A 22,258-nucleotide genomic window follows, 5' to 3' on the forward strand; every position below is an offset into this window, starting at 1 on the left:
ATCGTGTACGACTACCTGACCAGCCACGGGATCGACGCGAGCCGTCTGGAAGGCCCGATTGGTCACGGCGAAGACAACCCGATCGGCGACAACGCGACCGACGCGGGCCGTGCGCAGAACCGTCGCGTGGAATTGCAGGTCCAGCAGTAATCGGACTTGTTGCAGTGTCACGAAAAAGCCCGGCGCATGCCGGGCTTTTTTTGTGGGTACTGCGGCCACGGATGACCGTCCGTTTGGTTCTCGTGATCATGGATGATTGCAATGGGGTGTTCCGACGCCATTTGAGCTTGCCGATGACTCGTGTACGACAATCCGAACCGCTAGGCGGCAAACGACACGGTGTTGCCCGCGCACTGAGCAAGCTGGGTGTGTGTTCGCGCAGCCAGGCCGAGGCGGCGGTGCGGGCAGGGCGTGTTGGCGTGGATGGCCGGCCGGTGCACGATCCCGAGCATCCGGTGGATGCGGCTCGCCAGAAAATCAGTCTGGATGGCGTAACCGTGGTGGCGACCCAGCGCGTCTATCTCGCCCTCAACAAGCCGCGCGGCATCGTGGTGAGCGCAGCGGACGAACGCGGTCGCGATACCGTATATGACCTGTTGCGTGACGCCGGTTTGCCATGGTGCGGGCCGGTCGGCCGGCTGGACAGGGCCAGCGAAGGCCTGCTGCTGCTCAGCAATGACAGCGTATGGGCGGCCGGCATCACCGAACCGAGTACGCATCTCGACAAGACCTACCACGTGCAAGTGGTGGGGCGGCCAGACGCCGATGCTCTGGCGGCGATGCTGGCCGGTGTTCGCGATGGTGCGGATTTGCTCAAGGCGCGCAGGGTCGCGTTGCTGCGTGCGGGCGAGAAGAACGCCTGGCTGGAAGTGCTGTTGGACGAAGGCCGCAATCGGCACATCCGCCGCCTGCTGGCGGCGCTGGGCTTCGAGGTGCTGCGGTTGGTGCGCGTTGCCATCGGGCCCCTGCAGCTTGGCGAGCTTGCCAAGGGGCAATGGCGCCACTTGAGTGCCGCCGAAGTGGCGGCACTCAGGACGCGTTGAGCATCAGATCACGCCAAGCTGTTTACCCACCTTGGTGAATGCCGCGATGGCGCGATCCAGGTGTTCGCGCGTATGCGCCGCGCTCATCTGCGTGCGTATGCGGGCCTGCCCTTGGGGCACCACTGGGTAAAAGAAGCCAGTGACGTAGATGCCTTCGTCTAGCAGGGCAGTGGCCATCGCCTGTGCCTTGGGTGCGTCGTAGATCATCACGGGTACGATGGGATGCACGCCAGGCTTGATGTCGAAGCCGGCCTTGGTCATCTGCTCGCGGAAGTAGCGGGTGTTTTCCTGCACCTTGGCGCGCAGATCCCCCGCGGAGGCAAGCATGTCGAATACCTTGATCGCCGCAGCCACCACATGCGGCGGCAGCGAGTTGGAGAACAGGTACGGCCGCGAGCGTTGGCGCAGCATCTCGATCATTTCGGCGCGGCCGGTAGTGAAGCCGCCCAGTGCACCGCCCAGCGCCTTGCCCAGCGTGCCGGTGAAGAGGTCGATCTTGTCCATCACGCCGTTGACTTCGGCCGAGCCACGGCCGGTTTCGCCGAGAAAGCCGGTGCAGTGGCATTCGTCGATGTGTACCAACGCGTTGTACTTCGCGGCCAGCGCGGTGATCTGGTCGAGCTTGGCGATGAAGCCGTCCATCGAGAACGCGCCGTCGGTGGAGATCAGCTTGGTGCGCGCGCCGGCTGCGTCGGCGGCCTGCAACTGCTTCTCCAGGTCGGCCATGTCGCTGTTGGCATAACGGAAGCGCTTGGCCTTGCACAGGCGGATGCCGTCGATGATCGAGGCGTGGTTGAGCGCGTCGGAGATCACCGCGTCTTCCTCGCCCAGCAGCGGCTCGTACAGGCCGCCGTTGGCGTCGAAGCAGGCGGCGTAGAGGATGGTGTCCTCGGTACCGAAGAAGCCGGCGATCTGCTTTTCCAATTGCTTGTGCAGGTCCTGCGTGCCGCAGATGAAGCGCACGCTGGCCATGCCGAAGCCGTGCGTGTCCAATGCATCCTTCGCGGCCTGGATCACGTCGGGATGGTCGGCCAGGCCGAGGTAATTGTTGGCGCAGAAATTCAGCACCTTGCGGCCGCCTTCCAGCTCGATTTCCGCGGACTGCGGCGAGACGATTACGCGCTCGGCCTTGAACAGGCCCTGCTCGCGGATGGATTTCAGTTCGCTGGCGTAGCGCGCTTGGCCGGGGTAGCTCATGGTGGAGTTCCGCTCATAGGGAAAGCGCCTATTGTCGGCCTTTTTGCGAGCGCCATCCATGGCGGCCGTACGCGTGGCCGATGCGGATGTGATGCAGAGACCACATCCGGCGATTTTCCCCGTGACGGAGGCCTCTGGTTTTCAGTGTAGGCCGAAGTCGACACGCGTGGTCTTGCCCGCGTCATCGATGCCCTTGGCATCGACCTTTGGCGCCAGCACGAACACGCGATTGTCGGCGAGCTTGCCGCGCAACGCGGCGCGCACCGCATCGGCCCTGCGTTCGGCAAGGTGGCGCAACGCGTCTTCGTCCACCGGCATGTTGGTTTCCAGCAACTTGCGCATCACGTCCGAGGGCTGCGATTTGGTGAGGCCGATGGCGTCGCGCGGCTTGGGGAACTTGGCGTGCTTGTAGGCCTTCTTCAGGTATTTGTCGTACTGGTCCGGTGTGAGCTTGGCAAGGTCGGCGCCTTCGCCAGCCTCCTGTTGCACCAGGTCGTCCACCATCACCTTGCGCAGGCCGCTTTCGTCGAACTTCGGATCGACACGGCCAGTGACGTCCAGCTTCAGAGCGGTTTTCTGCTGGAGGATCTTCACAATCTGGTCCAGCTTTTCCTGCGCCTTGGCGTCCAGCACGGCCGAGCCGGGGGCGAATTCCACATAGCCCAGATCCTGCTGCTTGCCGCCGCCACCCATGGCCGAGGCGATCAGCCGGAACGGGGAGGTCACCGCACGGCCGATCAGGTTGACGAAGGCATGCCAGATCAGTCCGCCCACGCTGAACTGCGGGTCGTCCAGCGAGCCGGATACCGGCACGTCCACGTCGATGTTGCCGTCGGCATCCTTCAGCAGCGCCACCGCCAGCTTCACCGGCAGGTGGCTGATGCCGGGGCCCTGGATGGCGTCGCCGAAGGTGAGCTGGGTAATGAAGATATGGTTGTCGGCGTTGAGCTTGCCGTTGTCGAGCTGGTAGTGCACGTCCATCGTCAGCCGGCCCTTGGTGATCGGATAGCCGGTGTACTTGCCCGAGTACGGCGACAGGTGGGTGAGCTCCACGCCATCGGCCTTGCCCTTCACGTCGAGGGACGCCGTCGGTGCCAGCGGGTTGATCGTGCCGGTGATGTTTACCGGCGCGTTATCGTCGAGCTGGCCCTGCAGGTCCATGTCGGCGGGCGGGCCGCCCGCAGTGCCGAACGCGCCAACCTTGCCGGCTAGGTCGGTGATGTTGGCCGTGTAGTTCGGCTTGATGAAGTTGTCGGTGTAGTTGAGGTAGCCGCGTGCCAGCGTGATGCCGCCGATCTGGATGTCGGCGGCGGGTGCCGCGGCGGTGCCGGCGGGGGTAGGCGAGGCTGTGGTAGCGGCAACCTGCGGTTTCGCCGCGGGTGCCGCGGGGTTCTGTCGCGTCTGGGTCACCGAGACGGGAGCGGCGGCCGGGTTGGCTACCACGTCCTGCATATTGGTGCGGCCATTCGTATTGATGATGACGCGGGCATAGAAATCGTCCAATGCCAGACCGGCTACCGACACATGCGGCACGTCTTCGCCCATGTGCACCGTCAGGCCGCTGGCGTCCAAGGAGTTCCAGCGCAGGAAGTCGTCGCCGGTGAGCTTGTCCTGCACGCGCACGTTGCCCAGCGTGACGCGGCCGCGCCAGTCCATCAGCGCCTGTGGCTGGTGGTCGCGGTAACGCAAGCGACCATCCGCGCTGAGCGTGGCGCTGGTGAGTGTCACGTTGAGCGGCACCGTGGCCAGCGATTGCAGCGGGGCGATATCGAGCCGCGTGGTGCGTACGCGCAGGTTGGCATCCAGCGGTTGCGGGCGCAGCGTGCCGTCCACGCGCAGGCTGCCGCGGCCGATGCCACCTTCCAGTGCCAGCTTCAACGGCTTGCGCATGTCGCTGGAAAGATCATCGAAGTTGGCGTGTGCCAGCTTGAGCGCGGTGCGGTTGTTCTTGCCGGCAATGTGCGGATCAGTGAGCGCCAGCGTGCCGTCGATGCCGACGTGGGCGATGCTCCAGTGCCAACTCGGCGAGGGTGGCGATGGTTTGCGCGAGCCATGCGTCGGCTCGGACTTCATCAGGTCGGTCAGGTCGATGTTGCCGTTCTGCAGGCGCCGCGCCTCGACCTGCAGGCCGTGCAGGGTTACGTGATCGAGTTGCGCTGTGCTGCTGGCGAGATCGAGCTGCGTGATGCCGGCTTCCAGCGATTGCCATGCGAGCGGCGTGCGCTTGCCCTGCTGCAGGGCGAGGTCGTTGATCGTTGCAGTGGTGGTTTGCAGCGTGAGGTTGAAGACCTTGCCCCAGTTGGCTTGCAACTGGCCGTCCGCATTCAGCGTGCCCTTGGTCAGCTCGGCGTCGAGCATCGACGGGGCCAGCGACAGCAAGGGCGGCAGGCCTATGCCTTTCATGCCCAGCTTGCCGTCGTAGTGGCCATTAGCCACATCGAGTTTGCCGCTTGTGGAGAGGTTGCCGCCGTTGAGCGAGGCGGCAGCAATATCGAGTATTGCAGGTGGCGCGGCGACCGTGGATAGCCCGCGCAATGTGCCGTAGATATTGTTCAGCGCTAGCGAGGCTGGTTTGCGGCCACTGGCGTCGGTGTAGTCGAGGTGACTGACTCCCAATGTCAGCGCGGCGATGCTCACCTCAGTGGTCGGTGCGGCGGGTTTGGTAGGTGGTGTGGGTTTCGCGGCATCGCCCCCGGTCAGCGCATCAAAGTTGCTGTGGCCTTCGGACGTGCGGGTGTAGTGCAAGGCGAGGCCGTACAGTTGCACCACACCGAGGCGATAGCGCGACAGCAGTGGCTCCACGTCATCCAGTGTGGCCTTGGCGAGAGCTAGTTCGAACAGCGGCGCACCTGCCGGCGTGGTCAGTGCGAAGCCGTTCAATTGCAACTGGCCGCCAAGACGAATCTGCGGGCCGGACTTTGCCTGCACGAACTGCAGATCGAGCTTGCCGGACAACTGGCCGCTGGGTATCGCCACCGGCAGCTTCGCCGGCACGTAGCCGAGGTAGCGCGGCAGATCGAGGTGATCCAGCGAGAAATTGATGTCCGACTCGAGGCTGTCCGAGAACGGCTTGGTCTGGCCGGCGACGCGCAGCGGGCTGCCGTCTACGTTCATAGCCAGCAGCGGCTGCACGAATACGTCGGTGTCGCGCGGCAGGTTGGCGATGAAAGGGATGCCGACCTGCAGGTGGTCGATGCGGTGCGTGGCGTTGGACACCGCGTCGGCGAACGTGATGTCACCGTCGGTCACGCTGATGTTGGACAGCGCGAAGCGCGCGGGTTGGCTGTCCGGCTTCGGCGGTCCGCCGGAGAACTTGGCGATCAGGTCGGAGAAGTTGAACTGCTGCGGCGCGGTACGCGCAATGTGCAGCTGCGGATGCTGCAGCGAGAGTTCGTCGAGGATTGGCGCCATGCGGAACAGCGAAGTCCACGAGGCATTGACCACGGCGCGGTCGATGTCCACGAACGGCGAATGACCGTCGCGGTCGCCGATGTGCAGCTTGTCCAGTTCCAGCCGCAGGGTGAACGGATCCAGGTGCACCGCGTCCACGCTGACCGGGCGGTCGAGCAGGGCGGTGAGCCGGGTCTGCAGCTGGCTCTTGATGATCGGCGGCGCGACCAGGAAACCGAGCAGGCCGAACACGACCAGCACGATGGCAATCACCAGCGCGGTCTTGCGCGTGCGCCGCGAGCGATACAGCCGTTCGGCGCGGTCGCGCGCCATCGCCAGAGGGGAAGCTGCTGGGCGAGGATCGTTCATGATCGCGGTATCCCGTTGCGCGTCGACCGTGAAAGTTTACGTGAAAGGAAAATCGGCGGCGTGGCCCACCTCCTTCGCGCTTCGCTGCGGCTTGCATGGTCTGTTGCAGGGAGTGGAAACCCACGCCAAACGCAAAGACATGCACCAATTGACCGCTTCAATCCCCGGGAGTAGAAGTCCGGATAGCCACGACAACGCGGCATTTGCAGGAGCGAAGCCATGAAACGTGCAAATGGTGTATTGCTTGGTCTTGCCGTGTCGATGTTGTTCGGAGCGAGTGTCGCCGCCCACGATGCTTCGCCGGCAAGCCTTCCCCAATCGGCAGCCAGTGGCGCCACCCAGGCGCAGTCCAGCGCGGTCACGAATATTCCCCTGCTGGTGATCGTGACCAACAAGGGGCAGGTTCGCGACATCCAGCATGCGCAGCGCCTGCCCACGCAGGTGAACCGGTTGCTCTGGAGCAGCGTGCAGGACTGGACCAGGTCACCCGCACGCGTCAACGGCAAGCGTGTCACGGCGCAGGTTTACATGGATGTGACCTTGCACGCGGAGCCGCGGGCCGACGGCAGCTCCAGCGTCTATTTCACCTTGGCCTCCGTCGGCCCGGTCATGCGCGGCTACTGGAAAATGCGCGGCGACCGCATCAACGGTCCGTGCGAGAAGGTGACGGGCAACATGACCGCTGGCGTCGGCGGTGCTGGCGCCTGGTGCACGTTCAAGCTCACAGCGGGAATTCCGTCGACGGCGACCGAGGCACCTTCCGCCAAATGACGACCATGAAAAACGGGCCGGCTTCAGGAGCCGGCCCGTTTCGCTTGCGTCAATGCATCAGTTCCAGGAACAAACGACCTTGCCGCAGGTGCCGGCGTCCATCAGGTCGAAGCCCTTCTGGAAATCGTCAATGTGGATCTGGTGGGTCAGCACCTTCTGCAGCGGGAAGCCGGTGAGCACCATCTGGGTCATCTTGTACCAGGTCTCATACATCCTGCGGCCGTAGATGCCCTGCAGGGTGAGGCCCTTGAAGATCACCCTGTCCCAATCGATGCCGGCGCCCTTGGGCAGGATGCCGAGCAGGGCGACTTTGCCGCCGTGGTACATGCAGTCGAGCATGTCGTTGAAGGCGCGCGGGTTGCCGCTCATTTCCAGGCCCACGTCGAAGCCTTCCATGTGCAGATCCTTCATCACGTCCTTCAGCGAGGTGTTAGCCACGTTCACCACACGGGTGGCGCCCATGTCCGCCGCCAGCTTCAGGCGGTAGTCGTTGACGTCGGTGACCACCACGTTGCGCGCGCCCACGTGCTTGGCGATGCCGGCGGCGATGATGCCGATCGGGCCGGCGCCGGTGATCAGCACGTCCTCGCCGATCAGGTCGAATTCCAACGCGCAGTGCGCGGCGTTGCCGTAGGGGTCGAAGAACGCGGCCAGCTCGGACGGGATCTGGTCCGGGATCGGCCACAGGTTTGAGGCCGGCATGGTCATGTATTCGGCGAACGCGCCGTTGCGGTTCACGCCGATGCCGATGGTGTTCGGGCACAAGTGCTGGCGGCCTGCGCGGCAGTTGCGGCAGTGGCCGCACACGATGTGTCCCTCGGCCGAGACACGGTCGCCCACCTTGTAGCCGGTGACGCCGGGACCGATTTCCACGATGCGGCCGACGAACTCGTGACCGATGGTGAGGCCGGGCTTGATGACGCGCTGGCTCCACTCATCCCATTTGTAGATGTGCAGGTCGGTGCCGCAGATCGCGGTTTTTTCCAGCTTGATCAGCACTTCGTTGGGGCCGACCTCGGGCACCGGCACCTCTTCCATCCAGATGCCTTTCTCGGCGTGGCGCTTGACCAGGGCTTTCATCGTCTGCGGCATGGGGGATCCAATGGCTGGCCCGAACGGGCGGGGAAGACCACGATTATAAATCCATGGCCGGCATCGCCGCCCACAGGCCGGTTACTGGTCGACGCGCACGTAGTTGCGATGGAACACCACCGGCCGCTGCAGGAAGCCGGGTTGCCATTGTTCGGTGACTTGCAGCGTGTGGCCGTCGGCGGAACGCGACCAGATTTCGTTGAGATGACTGCCGTCGTTGAATTGCAGGGTGAACTGCAGGCCCTGGCCGGCGTCCAGCCGGTGGGCGATCGCATTGCCGTCAAGCGTGTGCTGATCATGGCCGTTCAGCGGCATGGCCAATTGTTCGCCATTCTCCAGTCGTGTCTGCAGAGCATTGGCATCCTGCTGGACGATCAGCACGGAGTCGTTGGCCAGCGTGGGCGGCAGCTTGAGCAGGTCGGCATCGTCGGACGAGTTGCTCGATGATGCGCTGTCCGTCTTGTTGCCGCCGCGACCGTGGCCACCACCCATGTGGCCGCCGCCCATGCCTCCACGGCCGCCACCATGGCCCCCATGGCTGCTCGGCTGGGATGTGCTGGCGCTGGACGATGCACCGGCCGGCGCCACGGTAGGCGACTGTTCGCGCCGCAATTCGCTGCGCAGCATGGCAGTGACCTGGTCCGGGCCATCGCTGCCCTGGTCGCTGAGGCGCCACAGGCCATTGAAGTCGGGCAACGTGGTGATCTGCTGCGAGATGGCCCAGGTGCTTGCGGCAAGCAGGGCAACGGCGGGGAGTGCGGATGTGAGGGCATTGGGCTTGGGCATGCAGAGGCAAACGCGCGAGTCGATATGCCGATTACCTGCGAGCTGCGGTTCTATCCACAGCGGATGTGGATACGCGCGGGACAAGCATGTGGACAACTCCGGTTCGCGCCGCTGCGACAGACACTTGCCTCGCATTGATGAAGTTTTGCGCAGGTGCGTTCGGCTACGCTTGCGCATCCTTTGCCGCATCGCCACGCATGAGCCTCGACGCACGTCCCCTCGCGGTCTTTCTGATGGGCCCTACGGCCTCTGGCAAGACCGCGCTTGCCTGTGAGCTGGCGGATCGCTTTCCGCTGGGGCTGGTCAGCGTGGATTCGGCGCTGGTGTATCGCGGCCTCGACATCGGTGCGGCCAAGCCGGATGCGGCCACGCTGGCGCGTTATCCGCATGCCCTGATCGACATCCGCGATCCGGCCCAGCCTTATTCGGCGGCGGAATTCTGCGACGACGCGCTGGCGGTCATGCGCGAAATCACGGCACGGGGCAGGGTGCCGCTGTTGGTGGGGGGCACCGGGCTGTATTTCCGAGCCTTGCAGCACGGACTTTCCGAATTGCCCGAAGCCGATCCGGTGATCCGTGCGCGATTGACGGACGAAGCCGCGCGTATCGGTTGGCCGGCCATGCATGCGCGACTGGAGCGGCTCGATCCTGCCGCCGCAGCGCGCATCGGCCCCAACGACGCCCAGCGTCTGCAGCGCGCCCTTGAAGTGATCGAGTTGAGCGGACGGCCGTTGTCCGAATTGCAGCGTGGCGGTCATGGCGAGGTGTTTCCCTGGCGCGTACTCAAGCTGGCACTGTTGCCGACGGATCGTCGGCCGCTGCATGCGCGCATCGCGCGGCGCTTCGATGCCATGCTTGCCGACGGCTTTCTCGACGAGGTGCGCGTTCTGCGCGAACGCGGCGACCTGCATGCCGACCTGCCCGCGATCCGTGCGGTGGGCTACCGGCAGGGCTGGGAATATCTGGCCGGCCAAGGCAATGCCGTCGACTTCCGCGATCGCGCCATCTTCGCCACCCGCCAGTTGGCCAAGCGGCAGATCACCTGGCTGCGTGCCGAGCTGGATGCGCGCGTGTTCGATCCGGAGCTTGCGCCGCCGCTCGTGCAGGCTACCGAAGCGGCGCGCCTGTTTCTCGGGACAGCGCACTGAAGCGGTGACCATTCCGTGCGCCGCGACCCGGAAAACCCCCTTCCTTCAAGCCCTTGAACCCGGTTAACATCGATTCCGTTGAACCGGGGCGCCTTTGGCGTTTTTTCCCCGGTTCGGGTGCCGCTTAGGGGAGAACAAGAAATGTCCAAGGGACAATCGCTGCAGGATCCTTTTCTCAACGCCTTGCGTCGCGAGCGCGTGCCGGTGGCCATTTATCTGGTGAACGGCATCAAGCTGCAGGGCACCGTCGAGTCCTTCGACCAGTTCGTGGTGCTGCTGCGCAACCAGGTCAGCCAGATGGTGTACAAGCATGCCATCTCCACCGTGGTGCCCAGCCGCAATGTGCGCATCGGCACCGGCCATGAAGGCCACGAGGCGCATGTCGATGCCGCTCCTGCGGGCGACGCCACGGATGCTTGATTGACGGCCGGCTGGCCCACATGAAGGTGGGGTCGTCCCGACTCCGCCCAATCGCAAAGGCCACCATCCCACGTGTTTGATCGTCAGAAGAAAGGCGAACGCGCCGTACTCGTGCTGCCGCACGCGCGTGGCGGCGGCGATGCCGAACGCCGCGCGGACGAGTTCGCGGAACTGGCCAGGTCGGCCGGTGCCGAGGTACTGGGCAGTGTCTCCGCGCGTGTCGAGGCGCCCAATCCGCGTTTCTACGTCGGCAGCGGCAAGGCCGACGAAGTGGCCGAGATGGTGCGCGCGCTGGGTGCCGACCTCGTGCTGGTCGACCACCTGCTCAGCCCGGTGCAGGAGCGCAACCTCGAAAAACACCTCAGTGCGCGCGTGGTCGACCGTGCCGGCCTGATCCTCGACATCTTTGCACAGCGTGCGCGCTCGCACGAGGGCAAGCTGGAGGTCGAGCTGGCCCAGCTCAAACACGTCGCCACCCGGCTGGTGCGCGGCTGGACGCATCTGGATGCCCAGCGCGGCGGTGCGATCGGCAACCGCGGCCCCGGCGAGACCCAGCTGGAAACCGACCGTCGCCTGCTCGCCGAACGGGTGAAGCAGCTCACCAAGCGCCTCGAAAAAGTGCAGACCCAACGCGGCCAGCAGCGCCGCGCGCGCCTGCGCAACACGGTGCCGCGGGTGGCGTTGGTGGGCTACACCAACGCCGGCAAGTCCACCCTCTTCAACGCGCTCACCGCTGGCGGGGTGTATGCCGCCGACCAGTTGTTCGCCACGCTCGATCCCACCGTGCGCCGGCTTGAGGAGCTGACCTGTGGCCCGGCAGTGATCGCCGACACCGTAGGCTTTGTCCGCGAATTGCCGCATGACCTGGTCGCCGCGTTCCGCGGCACCTTGGCCGAGGCGCGCGACGCCGATCTGTTGCTGCACGTCAGTGACGCCGCCGACGAGGAGCGCGAAGCGCTGCGTCGCGTGGTCGACCAGGTGCTGGAGGAAATCGGCGCGGGCGAGGTGCCGCAGCTGCGCGTCTTCAACAAGATCGATTTGATGGGAAGGGACGACGGTGCCAGTACCGCCACTCCTCAGGAAGGGGCGGTTTCGGATGCGATGGCCCGCGAAAAGGCCATGGAGCCCCGCATCGATCGCGATGCTTCCGGCAAGCCGCAGGCTGTATGGCTGTCTGCCGCCACCGGCGCAGGCATCGAACTGTTGCGCCAGGCGCTGGGCGAACTGCTCGGCGGCGAACGGGTGCAGTCCGAGTTGCGCCTGCCGCTGACGGCTGGGCGGCTGCACGCGCGGCTCAAGGCCATCGGCGCGATCGCCGGCGAACAGGTGGACGAGCATGGCTGGTGCCTGCGCATCGACGCCCCACGCAGCGTGATCGCGCCGCTCAACGGTGGCAGCACGGCGGAAAACGAGCTGCTGCGCGGCTTGCTGGGTAGCGCGACATCCTGATTTCGCGCGGCTCTGCTAGAATGCCAGCCGTTTGTGCGACCGAAAAAGTCTGGTCGCCACATCGACGGCAATCCCTTTACGCCTCATGCGATTTCCTTTACCCACGATGCGTTCCGGTGCAGCTTGCCGGCCTCCCAAGCGCCCCCCAGGAGACTGACAATGGCTTGGAATGAACCCGGCGGCGGGCAGCGCGACCCTTGGAACCGGCAGCGTCCCAACGATGCCGGCCTTTCGCCGAACCGGTGGCTGAAGAACTTCGGCAAGCATTTCGGCAAGCTGGGTCGCGGCCCCGGCGGCATCCTCATCGCGATCGTCGTGATTGCCGCAGTGTTCCTGCTGATGAGCAGCTACACCATCATCGACGCGCGCCAGGTCGGCGTGGTGCTGCGTTTCGGCGAATACTCGCGAACGCTGCCGCCGGGCTTCCACCTCAAGCTGCCCAGCCCCGTCGAGACAGTGGACAAGGTCGAGGCCACGGGCATCCGTTCGGTCAACGACCGTGTTTCCATGCTCACCCGCGACGAGAACATCATCACCATCGACTTCACCGTGCAGTACCAGGTGGACGATGCGTACAGGTACCTGTTCTCGGTGAGCGACCCGGACGGCAGCGTGAGCGCGGCCGCCGAGGCTGCGGTGCGCTCGGTGGTCGGCGGCAGCGACATGGACCAGGTCCTCTCCGCCGATGGTTCGACCCTGGTGACCGAGGCGCAACAGGCGCTGCAGAAAACGCTGGACGGCTACAACAGCGGCCTGCGCGTCACCGAGGTGAGCTTCCAGAACGTGGCGCCGCCGGCCGAGGTGAAAGATGCCTTTGATGACGTGAACAACGCACGCGAAGACAAGCAGAGCATCGAGAACGCCGCGCTGGCCTACGCCAACAAGGTGGTGCCGGTGGCGCGCGGCGACGCGGCGCGCATCGCCCAGGAGGCCGAAGGCTACAAGGCCGAGCGCATCGCACGCGCGCAGGGCGATACCGCGCGCTTCGACCTGCTGCTCAAGGAATACAAGGCCGCACCTGCAGTGACGCGCAAGCGCCTGTGGCTGGAGACGATGGAAGAGGTGGCAGCCGACAACACCAAGGTGGTCGATGGCTCCGGGGGTCGCAACATCATCAACCTGCCGGCCACCCATCGTGCGCACGCCGCTTCGGACGACGGCAGCAAGGCCGCCGCGGTAGCGGCACCCGCAGCGGCGGCCTCCGCCAGCGATGCCGCCTCGGACAAGGGAGCCCAGCCATGAAGAGCGTCGTTGCGATCCTCGTCGTCGCCCTGCTGGCGTTGCTCGGTTTCAACAGCGTGTTCGTGGTCGACGAAGGGCAGAGCGCGTTGCTGCTGCAGTTCGGCCGCATCGTGCACGCCGACTACCAGCCCGGCCTGCACGTCAAGCTGCCGGTGATCCAGCAGGTGCTGCACTTCGACAAGCGCATCCTGTCGCTGGATGCGCAGCCGGAGCGCTATTTCACTTCCGAGAAGAAAAGCGTCAATGTCGATTTCTACGTGAAGTGGCGCATCGCCGACAATGCGCTCTACTACCGCGCCACCGGTGGCGACCAGTTGCAGGCCACGCAGCGACTCACCCCCGTCGTCAAGGATGCGCTGCGCTTCGAGTTCAACGCGCGCACCTTGCAGGAGCTGATCTCCGGCGGCCGCAAGGACATCACTGAGCGCGTGCGCCAGCAGACCGATGCCTCGGCGCGCAAGAACCTCGGCATTGCCGTGGTCGACGTGCGCATCAAGCGCATCGACCTGCCGGACGAAGTGAGTGAGTCGGTGTACAAGCGGATGAAGGCTGAACGCCTGCAGCTCGCCAACGAGTTGCGCTACACCGGCCAGGAAGCGGCGGAGAAGATCAATGCCGACGCCGATCGCCAGGGCAAGGTGCTGCGCGCCGACGCCGAGCGCGATGCCGCCAAGGTGCGTGGCGAAGGCGATGCCGAGGCAGCCGCGATTTATGCGCAGTCGTACAACCAGGATCCCGAATTCTTCGCGTTCTACCGCAGCCTCGCCGCCTATACGAAGGCGTTCAAGGACGGCAACAGCGTGCTGATCCTGAAGCCCGATTCCGAATTCCTGCATTATTTCGGCAACCCAGACGCGGCCAAGCATTGACGCCATCGCGGCCATCGGCGAGCTATTTCAACTTTGCAAATTGAGTGAGAACACCATGGGCAAGTCAGTCGTAATCCTCGGCGCGCAGTGGGGCGACGAAGGCAAGGGCAAGATCGTCGACCTGTTGACCGAACGGGTAGGCGCGGTGGCACGCTTCCAGGGCGGCCACAACGCTGGCCATACCCTGGTCATCAAGGGCAAGAAGACCGTGCTGCACCTGATCCCGTCGGGCATCCTGCGCGATGACGCGCTGTGCCTGATCGGCAATGGCGTGGTGCTGTCGCCACAGGCGCTCAAGCAAGAGATCGAGGAGCTGGAAGCGCAGGGCGTGGAAGTGCGCTCGCGCCTCAAGATCAGCCCGGCGACCCCGCTGATCATGCCGTACCACATTGCCGTCGATAAGGCGCGCGAAGCCGCCGCAGGCAAGAGCGCCATCGGCACCACCGGCCGCGGCATCGGCCCGGCCTACGAAGACAAGGTGGCACGCCGCAGCGTGCGCGTGGCCGACCTGATGTATCCGCACGAACTGCCGGAGAAGATCAAGGCGGCGGTGGAGTACCACAACTTCATCCTCACCCAGTGGCTGAAGGCCGAGCCGGTCGATTACCAGACCGTGCTGGACGACGCGCTGGCCTATGGCGAATTCATCCGCCCGATGGTCGACGACGTCGCCACCATCCTGCACGACGTGCGCAAGGAAGGCGGCCATATCCTGTACGAAGGTGCGCAGGGCGCGCTGCTCGACATCGACCACGGCACCTATCCCTACGTCACCTCGTCCAACACCACCGTGGGCGGCGCACTCGCCGGCACCGGCGTGGGCGCGGGCGACATCGACTACGTGCTGGGCATTTGCAAGGCCTACGCCACGCGCGTGGGTGGCGGCCCGTTCCCGACCGAACTGCACGACGAGATGGGCGAGCGCCTGCGCAAGGTCGGCAACGAATACGGCGCCAGCACCGGCCGGCCGCGCCGCTGCGGCTGGATCGACCTCGTCGCGCTCAAGCGAGCGGTGAAGATCAACGGCATCAACGGCCTTGCCATCACCAAGCTCGACGTGCTCGATGGCCTGGAAACCATCAAGGTCTGCATTGCTTACGAATACCGCGGCAAGCGTCGCGAACTGGCTCCGCTCGATGCGGATGGCTGGGATGAGTGCAAGCCGGTGTACCTGGAGTTCCCGGGTTGGGAAGAGTCCACCGCCGGTATCCGCGAGTGGGACAAGTTGCCGCCCGCCGCCCGTGCCTACCTGCGTTCGGTGGAGGAACTTTCCGGCTGCAAGCTCTCCATCGTCGCCACCGGCGCCGACCGTGACGACACCATCGTGCTGGACGATCCGTTCGCTTGATCGACGCGTGCAAGGTGTGAAGCAAAAGCCCCGCCTTGCGGGGCTTTTGCTTGGGTACACTCGCTTGGATCGGCTCCACGCGCCCCCATTTTGGTTTGCGTCGATCCCGAGTGGAGACTTGCCATGTCCGTGTATCGCAAGACACCCGATGCCCTGGCGCGCCTGACGCCCGAGCAATATCGCGTCACGCAGGAGAACGCCACCGAGTATCCCGGTACGGGCGAATACCTGCACCACACCGCAGCAGGCATCTATGTGGATGTGGTGTCGGGCGAGCCGTTGTTTGCTTCCACCGACAAGTTTGAATCGCATTGCGGCTGGCCCAGTTTCACCAAACCGCTGGAGCCGGCGAGCGTCCGCGAATTGCACGATACCTCGCACGGTATGGCTCGCACCGAGGTGCGCTCGTCGCAGGGCGACAGCCATCTGGGGCATGTCTTTCCGGATGGCCCTGTCGAGCGTGGCGGTTTGCGTTACTGCATCAATTCCGCCTCGTTGCGTTTCGTCGCGCGCGCCGAGATGGAAGCCGAGGGCTACGGCGCTTGGCTGGACCAGGTGGAGGGCGAATGATGGCCTCCGAACGCGCCGTACTCGCCGGAGGATGCTTCTGGGGCGTGCAGGAACTGCTGCGCAAACAGCCGGGCGTGCTGTCCACCCGCACGGGTTATGCCGGCGGCGACGTGCCCAACGCCACCTACCGTCACCACGGCACGCATGCCGAGGCGGTGGAGATCGTGTTCGATCCCGCGCGTATCGGTTACCGCGAGCTGCTGGAATTTTTCTTCCAGATCCACGATCCGAGCACACCGAACCGGCAGGGCAACGATCGCGGCAGCTCGTATCGGTCGATGATCCTGTATGCCGACGAGACGCAGAAGCGCGTCGCCGAGGACACGATTGCCGACGTGAATGCCTCCGGCCTGTGGCCGGATCGCGTGGTCACCGAGGTCCAGCCGCTTGGCGATTTCTGGATGGCCGAGCCGGAGCATCAGGACTATCTGCAGCATTACCCCACCGGCTACACCTGTCATTTCGTGCGCCCGGGCTGGCGCCTGCCGCGCCGGACGGACGGTATCGGAAGCTGATCGCATCAAGACTGCTGACGCCGGCAGTCGCCCTGATCGACAGCACGATGTGGCGCTGGCTGTTCCGTCCAACGAAGAAGGCCCCGCAGGCGGGGCCTTCTTCGTTTTGTCAGCAGCGGAGGCTCAATGCCCCTGGGCGCCGGCCTGCGCGTTGCCGCTGGCCTGTGCCGAGGCGGAGATGCCGCCGCCGAGCGAACCGTTGGCGCTGGCCTGCCCACTGGCGCCAGTCGTGCCGTTCGCGCCGAAGCCGGAACGGGTGTTGGCGCGGGTATTGCCGCTGACGTTACCCGTGGCCGACGTACTGGCCGTCGTGTTGCCGACGGCGCCGGCAGTCTGCGTGCCCAGCGCGCGGACCGAGGACATGCCGTTGACAGCGGCCTGCCGGGCCGAGCCGATGCCCGACTGGGCGGCACCCTCGGCTTCCGTGCGCGCATTGCCGGCTGCAGTCCGCGCGCGATCCACGGTGCTCATGGCGTCCTGATTGGCCGTCGAAGCAGCCGAACGTGCCTGGTTCGCAGCCGCGCCTGCGTCCTTGCTCGCAGCGGAGCCATCGATGCTCCCGGAGGCGGATGCCCCCAACCCGGCCACGCCGTTCAATGTAGCCTGACCCGCACTCGCGCCAGTGGCGCCGGCGAGTTGGCCGGAGCCGTTGGCGGCCGCCTGGCCGCTCGACCGGTTGGCGGTCTGCGTCACGGCATGCGTGGCGGTCGACGCGGTGTGCTGATGCAGGTGCTCGGCACGCAGCTCAGCCGTGCTCGGATTGATGCCTGGCATGCCGAGGTTGCCTGCGCCTTGCGCGGAGCCGCCGAGCTGGCCGCTTCCCATCGCTCCGTGGAGTTGACCGGTGGCACTGCCGACGAGGCCGCCGCCCAGATGCTGGGCATAGGCGTTGGTCATCGAGGCCAGGGCAAGCGCGCCGGTGCACAGGGCGACGCCGAGGGTCTTCTTGCTGAAGGTCGTGTTGCGCATGGTGGAGCCTCCTGCCAGCGGCGAATCCGCGGCTTCCAGAGACCACTACGAGTGCCGGCGGAGCATCCTTCCATGTCGCGCGGCTGTGGTTGTTTCGTGTTCAGTTTCAGGGCAGGAGCAGGCCGTGGCCGCAACGCGAGCCGCTGTCATGGGTATCGGGAGCGCGGGCTTCGCCGATCAGGTTCAGCAATACCTGGGCCGCCGCGCCGGGCCGAGGAGCATTCAGCGCGTGGGCGGCCTTGCGCGCCACGATGGGTGCCGCGAACGACGTACCGCGCAGCATGCCGCGGCCGCTGCCGACCACGCCCGGCGCGCAGAAGGCTACCTGCTTGCCGCTGGCGGACTCGGGCAGCACGCGACCGTCCGCATCGACGGCGCCGACGCCGATCACGGCGGGGTAGGCCGCCGGAAACAAGGGCGGTGCGGCGGGGCCGTCGTTGCCGGCCGCAGCGACCAGCACGTGGCCGCGCGCGATCATCGCCTGCACCGCGCGCGCGAGCACCGGGTTGTCGGGGCCGACCAGGCTGATATTGATCACCGCCACTTGTTCGCGATCCATCCATGCAAGGGCATCCACCAACCCGGCGGTGGCGCCGCCGACCTCGTCACCGCACCACAGGTCAGCGGCATGCAAGGTGTCCGTGTCGCCGGCGACCAGACGAACGGCGACGGCCGTGCCGTGTCGCGAGGCGGTCGGCGTGCTGCAGCCATGCGTTTCGACGCGCGCGTGTGCCAGCGCGGGATCGGCGGGGTCGATCCCGCCGTCGATCATCCCGATGTCGCGTACCGGCGTGGCAGGCATGGGCGAGGACGAGCTCGTGGCAGGGGCCGTGTCGCTGCCGCCCGCCGGGAGGTAGAGATGCTGGTACGCCAACGTCGCATCCGGCGCAGCCCGTTGCAGGATGCGCATGGCTTTTCGCGTACTGCGGTCACGGCTGTCGTGCAGCACGACAAGGTCCAGCCCGAGCGTCGCATCCGTGGTCGTCTGGCGATCCACGGTGAAGCCCTGCGCCTGCACGGCATCGAGTTGGGGGCCTGACATGCCCATGGCCAGAAACTCGCCGCGCAGGATAGGCGCGCCTTGGGGATCCACGGTGACGCGCTGCGGCTCCCGGCGCAGCAGCGCCTCGACCTGCGTCTTCAGGCCAAGGGTCTGCGACCGCCGCAGCAGGTCATCGGCATTTTGCAGGTCCACGCCGGGCACGGTGCCGGGCAGGGGCGTGGCCGGAAGCGGCAGGTTAGGCAGTCTCTGCTGCACCGGGCCCAGCAGTTGCGCATGCACGGGGGGGCTGCCGCCCAGCGCGAGCACGAGGGCCAGCACCGGAATGGACAACGCGGAAGCACGAGGCAAGTGCATCGCCGGACACCTCGGGAGCGACGGGGCCGGATGCTAGCATGCGTTTTCTTTACGCCCTCGAACCGCCCGGTGCGCGCGAGGGAAGGAATCCGTCCCTCCAGGCGTAGTGGAAGGTGATGCGTGCATTCGAGCGATGCCGTGCGCGAAGGGCTGATTGAACTGCTGCCGCGCCTGCGACGCCTGGCGCGGGCGCTGGCAGGGCAGGCGGCCGATGCCGACGACCTGGTGCAGGTGGTGCTGGAGCGCGCGCTCGCGCGATCCGTGCAATGGCGGCCGGATGCTGCGCTGGACAGGTGGGTGTTCGCGATCGCGCGCAATGCCTGGCGGGACGAGTTGCGTGCGCGTGGCAGAGAGCAGCATCTGTTCGCGCCGGAGGAGGCCGGCGACACGGTAGCCGATGGCAGCGAGGCGCGGCACGCGCAGCAGATGGAACTGGCGCAGGCACTGGCGACGCTGCCGCCGGACCATCGCGAAGTGGTGGCGCTGGTGCTGGTCGAGGGCTTGTCCTACGACGAGGCTGCCGTGTTGCTGGAGGTGCCGGTGGGAACCGTCACCAGCCGCCTGGCTCGCGCCCGTGCCACCTTGCAGGCCCATCTCGGGAACGACGCATGACACCGATAGACGACGAGATCTTGCAGGCTTACGTGGACGGCGCGCTCGATGCGGCGGATACCGCGCGCGTCGATGCGGCGCTGGCGCAGGACGATGCGCTGGCCTGCCGCGTGCGACAGTTGCGTGCCCTGGATGCGCAACTGCGGGCTGCGTTCGATCCGGTGCTGGACGAGCCGATACCCGGGCGCCTGTCTGCCCTGCTGCAGCCAACGGCTGCACGGGCCACGCCGTTCACCGTGCTGGAGGGTGGGCGCGATGCGGGTGCCGTTCGTCGTCGTGCGACCCGCCGTTGGTTGGTGCCGGGCGCCGCGCTGGCGACATCGGTGGCTCTGCTCGCCGCAGGCCTGTGGTGGCAGGCAGACAGCGGTTGGGTGCGCACGCAAGACGGACGGCAGTTTGCGGCAGGCGCGCTGACCCGCGCGCTCGACAACCAACTGGCGAGCGAGCCGGATGCACACGCCTCGGTCGCGATCGGCCTCAGCTTCCGCAGCAAGGACGGACAGGTCTGCCGTAGCTTCACCGTCCGCACGCCACCGGTGCGTGCCGGACTGGCCTGCCACACAACAGCGGGTTGGGAATTGCCCGTGCTGGGGCCGGCGGTTCCGTCCGAAGGCGGTGAACTGCGGCAGGCCGCGAGCGATCTGCCGCCCGCCGTGCAGGCTGCGATCGATGCCCGCCTGAGCGGCGAGGTCTTCGACGCGCAGCAGGAACGGGCGGCGCGCGCAGAGGGGTGGCGCTGAAGCACCGGGCATCGCGGCGAGAGCGCCTAACGCTCCTTCGCGAAATTCGCCGTACGCATGCAGAGATCGAAGGCGACGTTGCGCAGGCCGATGCCGGTGCTGTCTACGGCGTAGGCCGGAGCCACGGCTGCACGTACCCTGCAGTCGCGCACGGCATGCCAGTGCAGCGCGTCGTGATCGATGGGGGGCGTGGCGCAGGCGGCAAGGCAAAGGCAGGCCAAGCCGGCAATCGTCAGCTTCTGCATGATGAATTTTCCGAAGTGGCTGGGGTTTGGACGCGCGGCACGTGTGTGACGAGCCGTGCGCGATGGATCACATGTTGCGGAACAGCACCATGAAGGGCTGGCTCACGGTGAGGGTCTCGGGGCGTTGCTTGAGGCGCACGGTGCCTTTGCCGCTGTCGTCGCGGACGATGGAGGCGATGGCTTTCAGGTTGACGATGGTGGAACGGTGGATCTGTTTGAACACGGCTGGGTCGAGTTGCTCCAGCAGTTCGCGGATCGGCTTGCGCAGCAACGCCTCGCCGTCGGCGGTCATCGCCACGGTGTACTTGTGGTCGGCACGGAAGTAGGCGACATCGTCCACCATGATCAGCCGCGTCTCGCGGCCGGTGCCGGCGGTGATCCAGGTGAGCGGCGGCGCAGCACCGGCTTGCGCGGCGCCTTGCGCCAGCTCACGCAGCAGCAGGACGAGGTCGCCGCGCGCGGCCTGGCCGGCGGTGGCGCGACGCTTCAGCCGTTCTATGGTGGCGGCCAGGCGTTCGACCGTGATGGGCTTGAGCAGGTAATCGATCGCGCCACGCTCGAAGGCATCGATGGCGTACTGGTCGTAGGCGGTGGTGAACACCACCTGCGTGGCGGGGCTGGCTTCGGCGGCTGCGGCAGCCACTTCGAGGCCGCTGAGACCGGGCATGCGGATGTCGAGGAAAGCCACGTCCGGCTGCTGCGCGGCGATGGCGTCCAGTGCGTCAGCGCCGTTCTCGCACTCGGCAATCACATCGAGCTCCGGCCACGCCTCGCCGAGCAGGCGGCTCAATGCTTCGCGCAGCAGCGGTTCGTCCTCGGCGATCACGGCGCGGGTCATGGCCGTGATTCCGTCGGGCTCGCTGCGGCCTGTTGCGCCGGCACGGTGAGCGTGGCGGCGACGCCCTCGGGTACGTTGGCCACCACCGCCAGCGAGGCGCGCGGGCCATACACGAGCTGCAGCCGCTCGCGCACGTTTTTCAGGCCGATGCCGGTGCCGCCGCTCGCTGCGCCGAAGCCCTGGCCGTCGTCGGCCACGGTGATCGCCACGCTGCCGTCGTCGCGGCGCGCGAGGATCCATACGCTGCCGCCACCGGGCTTGGGCTCCAGGCCATGCTTGATCGCGTTCTCCACCAGCGTCTGCAGCATCATCGGCGGCAGGGTGATGCCGCGCAGCGCGTCGGGCACTTCGATCTTCATTTCCAGCCGCGCCCCCATACGGATCTTCAGGATTTCGAGATAGGCGCGGGCGCGTTCCAGCTCTTCGCCCAGCGTGGAAAGCGTTTCCTCCGCGCTGGGCAGCGAGTGGCGCAGGTACTGGATGAGATGGCCGAGCATGCGGTCGGCCTGCGCCGGTTCGGTGCGCGTGAGGTATTGCGCGCTGGTCAGCGTGTTGTAGAGGAAATGCGGTTCCACCTGCGCGTGCAGCAGGCTGAGCCTGGCCTGCGCCAGTTCCTTGTCCGTGGCGGTCTGCGCGGCGGCCTGCTGTTCGCGGCGGCGGCGTTCGGCCACCCGGCGGGCGAGGGCGCGGGAGATCGCTTCGGCATTGACCAGGTTGGCGCCGTCGTCCACGCGGAACCAGTCGGTCCACGCGCCGCTTTCCGGTTCGCACACCAGGGTGACGCTGCCGATGCCGTTGCCCGGCGTCACCGTGGCGAAGATCTGGTTGCGTCGGCTGCCCAGCCAGCTGAAGGGATTGAGCCAGCCGACGATGGCGCGGCCATACGGATTGGGACGACGCACCTTGGCGCGCACCTGCAGGCTGTCGCGGGCGCTTTCGATTTCCTCGGTGTAGGGCAGTTCGCGGATCGTCGCATCCAGCATGTCGAATGCCTCGCCGGCCTCGAACGGCAATTCGATCTGGCGGCGCTGGCGGTTGCCCAGCGTGTCCAGGTTCGCGTGGCCGGCGATCAATCGCACGCGGCGCAGGTGGGAGAATGCGCCGGTCACCACCAGCACCAGCACCACGACGATAATGATCTGCGGCAACGGTTCCGTGCCGCGAAGCGGGCCAGTGTTGACCATCAGGATCACGACGAAGAACAGGGCCAGCAACCAGGCCACGACTAGGCGCGCTATGAAGAAAAGACCCTTGATCACGACGGTGTCCCCAGTGATTGATCGGGAAC

General features: G+C 66.2%; 22 protein-coding genes. 13 read left to right on the top strand and 9 right to left on the bottom strand.

Going from position 1 to position 22,258, the window contains the following annotated elements; all coding sequences use genetic code 11:
- Both ISP25_RS00055 and ISP25_RS00060 read left to right on the top strand, forming a co-directional pair.
- Window positions 1–150, top strand: a 150-nt coding sequence (locus ISP25_RS00055) for an OmpA family protein (protein WP_404612058.1), incomplete at its 5' end; no start/stop codon positions are given.
- A 143-nt stretch (window positions 151–293) separates the two neighbouring features.
- Window positions 294–1,043, top strand: coding sequence for a pseudouridine synthase (locus tag ISP25_RS00060; protein ID WP_404611409.1), 750 nt, complete (start codon window positions 294–296; stop codon window positions 1,041–1,043).
- 3 nt (window positions 1,044–1,046) lie between these two features.
- Here the strand turns inward: ISP25_RS00060 and kbl are convergent, their stop codons facing one another.
- Both kbl and ISP25_RS00070 read right to left on the bottom strand, forming a co-directional pair.
- Complete coding sequence (kbl, locus tag ISP25_RS00065; protein ID WP_404611411.1) at window positions 1,047–2,240, bottom strand: glycine C-acetyltransferase; 1,194 nt, start codon at window positions 2,238–2,240, stop codon at window positions 1,047–1,049.
- A gap of 141 nt (window positions 2,241–2,381) precedes the next feature.
- A complete protein-coding gene (locus tag ISP25_RS00070; RefSeq protein WP_404611413.1) occupies window positions 2,382–5,999 on the bottom strand; it encodes a DUF748 domain-containing protein in 3,618 nt (1,205 codons plus the stop codon).
- A 219-nt stretch (window positions 6,000–6,218) separates the two neighbouring features.
- On the opposite strand from ISP25_RS00070, the gene ISP25_RS00075 reads away from it, so the two are divergent.
- Window positions 6,219–6,770, top strand: coding sequence for a hypothetical protein (locus tag ISP25_RS00075; protein WP_404611415.1), 552 nt, complete (start codon window positions 6,219–6,221; stop codon window positions 6,768–6,770).
- A 57-nt stretch (window positions 6,771–6,827) separates the two neighbouring features.
- Here ISP25_RS00075 and tdh read toward each other — a convergent pair whose 3' ends face one another.
- A complete protein-coding gene (tdh, locus tag ISP25_RS00080) occupies window positions 6,828–7,862 on the bottom strand; it encodes an L-threonine 3-dehydrogenase (protein ID WP_192160175.1) in 1,035 nt (344 codons plus the stop codon).
- Between the two features lie 81 nt (window positions 7,863–7,943).
- Window positions 7,944–8,648: a hypothetical protein gene (locus ISP25_RS00085; protein WP_404611417.1), complete on the bottom strand. Its 705-nt coding sequence runs from the start codon at window positions 8,646–8,648 to the stop codon at window positions 7,944–7,946.
- 197 nt (window positions 8,649–8,845) lie between these two features.
- Between ISP25_RS00085 and miaA the strand changes: the two genes are divergently transcribed.
- The 8 genes from miaA to msrA all read left to right on the top strand — a co-directional run bounded on the left by miaA (window position 8,846) and on the right by msrA (window position 16,209).
- Entirely contained in the window at window positions 8,846–9,796 is a 951-nt protein-coding gene (gene miaA / locus ISP25_RS00090) for a tRNA (adenosine(37)-N6)-dimethylallyltransferase MiaA (RefSeq protein WP_404611419.1), read from the top strand.
- Between the two features lie 141 nt (window positions 9,797–9,937).
- On the top strand, window positions 9,938–10,216 hold the full coding sequence (gene hfq, locus ISP25_RS00095; RefSeq protein ID WP_192160185.1) for an RNA chaperone Hfq: 279 nt from the start codon (window positions 9,938–9,940) through the stop codon (window positions 10,214–10,216).
- A gap of 72 nt (window positions 10,217–10,288) precedes the next feature.
- Window positions 10,289–11,665: a ribosome rescue GTPase HflX gene (gene hflX / locus ISP25_RS00100; protein WP_404611421.1), complete on the top strand. Its 1,377-nt coding sequence runs from the start codon at window positions 10,289–10,291 to the stop codon at window positions 11,663–11,665.
- Window positions 11,666–11,824: 159 nt separating this feature from the next.
- On the top strand, window positions 11,825–12,907 hold the full coding sequence (gene hflK / locus ISP25_RS00105) for an FtsH protease activity modulator HflK (RefSeq protein WP_404611423.1): 1,083 nt from the start codon (window positions 11,825–11,827) through the stop codon (window positions 12,905–12,907).
- Complete coding sequence (hflC, locus tag ISP25_RS00110; protein WP_192160193.1) at window positions 12,904–13,776, top strand: protease modulator HflC; 873 nt, start codon at window positions 12,904–12,906, stop codon at window positions 13,774–13,776. The genes hflK and hflC overlap by 4 nt, the downstream gene beginning before the upstream one ends.
- Window positions 13,777–13,831: 55 nt before the next feature.
- A complete protein-coding gene (locus tag ISP25_RS00115) occupies window positions 13,832–15,124 on the top strand; it encodes an adenylosuccinate synthase (protein ID WP_192160195.1) in 1,293 nt (430 codons plus the stop codon).
- Between the two features lie 123 nt (window positions 15,125–15,247).
- Window positions 15,248–15,694, top strand: a complete 447-nt coding sequence (msrB, locus tag ISP25_RS00120; protein WP_404611425.1) for a peptide-methionine (R)-S-oxide reductase MsrB — start codon at window positions 15,248–15,250, stop codon at window positions 15,692–15,694.
- Entirely contained in the window at window positions 15,694–16,209 is a 516-nt protein-coding gene (gene msrA, locus ISP25_RS00125) for a peptide-methionine (S)-S-oxide reductase MsrA (protein WP_404611427.1), read from the top strand. The genes msrB and msrA overlap by 1 nt, the downstream gene beginning before the upstream one ends.
- A 123-nt stretch (window positions 16,210–16,332) precedes the next feature.
- On the opposite strand, the gene ISP25_RS00130 is transcribed toward msrA, so the two are convergent.
- Together ISP25_RS00130 and ISP25_RS00135 are read right to left on the bottom strand one after the other, a co-directional pair.
- Complete coding sequence (locus ISP25_RS00130; RefSeq protein WP_404611429.1) at window positions 16,333–17,178, bottom strand: hypothetical protein; 846 nt, start codon at window positions 17,176–17,178, stop codon at window positions 16,333–16,335.
- Between the two features lie 106 nt (window positions 17,179–17,284).
- Window positions 17,285–18,535: a S8 family serine peptidase gene (locus tag ISP25_RS00135; protein ID WP_404611431.1), complete on the bottom strand. Its 1,251-nt coding sequence runs from the start codon at window positions 18,533–18,535 to the stop codon at window positions 17,285–17,287.
- Between the two features lie 120 nt (window positions 18,536–18,655).
- Between ISP25_RS00135 and ISP25_RS00140 the strand changes: the two genes are divergently transcribed.
- Complete coding sequence (locus ISP25_RS00140) at window positions 18,656–19,147, top strand: RNA polymerase sigma factor (protein WP_404611433.1); 492 nt, start codon at window positions 18,656–18,658, stop codon at window positions 19,145–19,147.
- Window positions 19,144–19,887 (top strand): anti-sigma factor, encoded by a 744-nt coding sequence (locus ISP25_RS00145; protein ID WP_404611435.1) that lies wholly within the window; start codon window positions 19,144–19,146, stop codon window positions 19,885–19,887. Before ISP25_RS00140 ends, ISP25_RS00145 begins: the two co-directional genes overlap by 4 nt.
- A gap of 26 nt (window positions 19,888–19,913) precedes the next feature.
- On the opposite strand, the gene ISP25_RS00150 is transcribed toward ISP25_RS00145, so the two are convergent.
- The 3 genes from ISP25_RS00150 to ISP25_RS00160 form a co-directional block, all read right to left on the bottom strand.
- The gene (locus ISP25_RS00150) at window positions 19,914–20,132 is read right to left on the bottom strand and encodes a hypothetical protein (protein WP_404611437.1); all 219 of its coding nucleotides are present in this window, start codon (window positions 20,130–20,132) and stop codon (window positions 19,914–19,916) included.
- Window positions 20,133–20,199: 67 nt separating this feature from the next.
- Window positions 20,200–20,970 (bottom strand): LytR/AlgR family response regulator transcription factor, encoded by a 771-nt coding sequence (locus ISP25_RS00155; RefSeq protein WP_192160212.1) that lies wholly within the window; start codon window positions 20,968–20,970, stop codon window positions 20,200–20,202.
- Window positions 20,967–22,229 (bottom strand): sensor histidine kinase, encoded by a 1,263-nt coding sequence (locus ISP25_RS00160; protein WP_343227599.1) that lies wholly within the window; start codon window positions 22,227–22,229, stop codon window positions 20,967–20,969. The genes ISP25_RS00155 and ISP25_RS00160 overlap by 4 nt, the downstream gene beginning before the upstream one ends.
- Window positions 22,230–22,258 lie beyond the last annotated feature (29 nt).

Source organism: Rhodanobacter hydrolyticus (assembly GCF_044904645.1).

Excerpts from the sequence above, each read along its gene's own strand:
- ISP25_RS00060 (WP_404611409.1), top strand. The coding sequence starts at position 294 with ATGACTCGTGTACGACAATCCGAACCGCTAGGCGGCAAACGACACGGT.
- kbl (WP_404611411.1), bottom strand. The coding sequence starts at position 2,240 with ATGAGCTACCCCGGCCAAGCGCGCTACGCCAGCGAACTGAAATCCATC.
- ISP25_RS00070 (WP_404611413.1), bottom strand. The coding sequence starts at position 5,999 with ATGAACGATCCTCGCCCAGCAGCTTCCCCTCTGGCGATGGCGCGCGAC.
- ISP25_RS00075 (WP_404611415.1), top strand. The coding sequence starts at position 6,219 with ATGAAACGTGCAAATGGTGTATTGCTTGGTCTTGCCGTGTCGATGTTG.
- tdh (WP_192160175.1), bottom strand. The coding sequence starts at position 7,862 with ATGCCGCAGACGATGAAAGCCCTGGTCAAGCGCCACGCCGAGAAAGGC.
- ISP25_RS00085 (WP_404611417.1), bottom strand. The coding sequence starts at position 8,648 with ATGCCCAAGCCCAATGCCCTCACATCCGCACTCCCCGCCGTTGCCCTG.
- miaA (WP_404611419.1), top strand. The coding sequence starts at position 8,846 with ATGAGCCTCGACGCACGTCCCCTCGCGGTCTTTCTGATGGGCCCTACG.
- hfq (WP_192160185.1), top strand. The coding sequence starts at position 9,938 with ATGTCCAAGGGACAATCGCTGCAGGATCCTTTTCTCAACGCCTTGCGT.
- hflK (WP_404611423.1), top strand. The coding sequence starts at position 11,825 with ATGGCTTGGAATGAACCCGGCGGCGGGCAGCGCGACCCTTGGAACCGG.
- hflC (WP_192160193.1), top strand. The coding sequence starts at position 12,904 with ATGAAGAGCGTCGTTGCGATCCTCGTCGTCGCCCTGCTGGCGTTGCTC.
- ISP25_RS00115 (WP_192160195.1), top strand. The coding sequence starts at position 13,832 with ATGGGCAAGTCAGTCGTAATCCTCGGCGCGCAGTGGGGCGACGAAGGC.
- msrB (WP_404611425.1), top strand. The coding sequence starts at position 15,248 with ATGTCCGTGTATCGCAAGACACCCGATGCCCTGGCGCGCCTGACGCCC.
- msrA (WP_404611427.1), top strand. The coding sequence starts at position 15,694 with ATGGCCTCCGAACGCGCCGTACTCGCCGGAGGATGCTTCTGGGGCGTG.
- ISP25_RS00130 (WP_404611429.1), bottom strand. The coding sequence starts at position 17,178 with ATGCGCAACACGACCTTCAGCAAGAAGACCCTCGGCGTCGCCCTGTGC.
- ISP25_RS00135 (WP_404611431.1), bottom strand. The coding sequence starts at position 18,535 with ATGCACTTGCCTCGTGCTTCCGCGTTGTCCATTCCGGTGCTGGCCCTC.
- ISP25_RS00145 (WP_404611435.1), top strand. The coding sequence starts at position 19,144 with ATGACACCGATAGACGACGAGATCTTGCAGGCTTACGTGGACGGCGCG.
- ISP25_RS00150 (WP_404611437.1), bottom strand. The coding sequence starts at position 20,132 with ATGCAGAAGCTGACGATTGCCGGCTTGGCCTGCCTTTGCCTTGCCGCC.
- ISP25_RS00155 (WP_192160212.1), bottom strand. The coding sequence starts at position 20,970 with ATGACCCGCGCCGTGATCGCCGAGGACGAACCGCTGCTGCGCGAAGCA.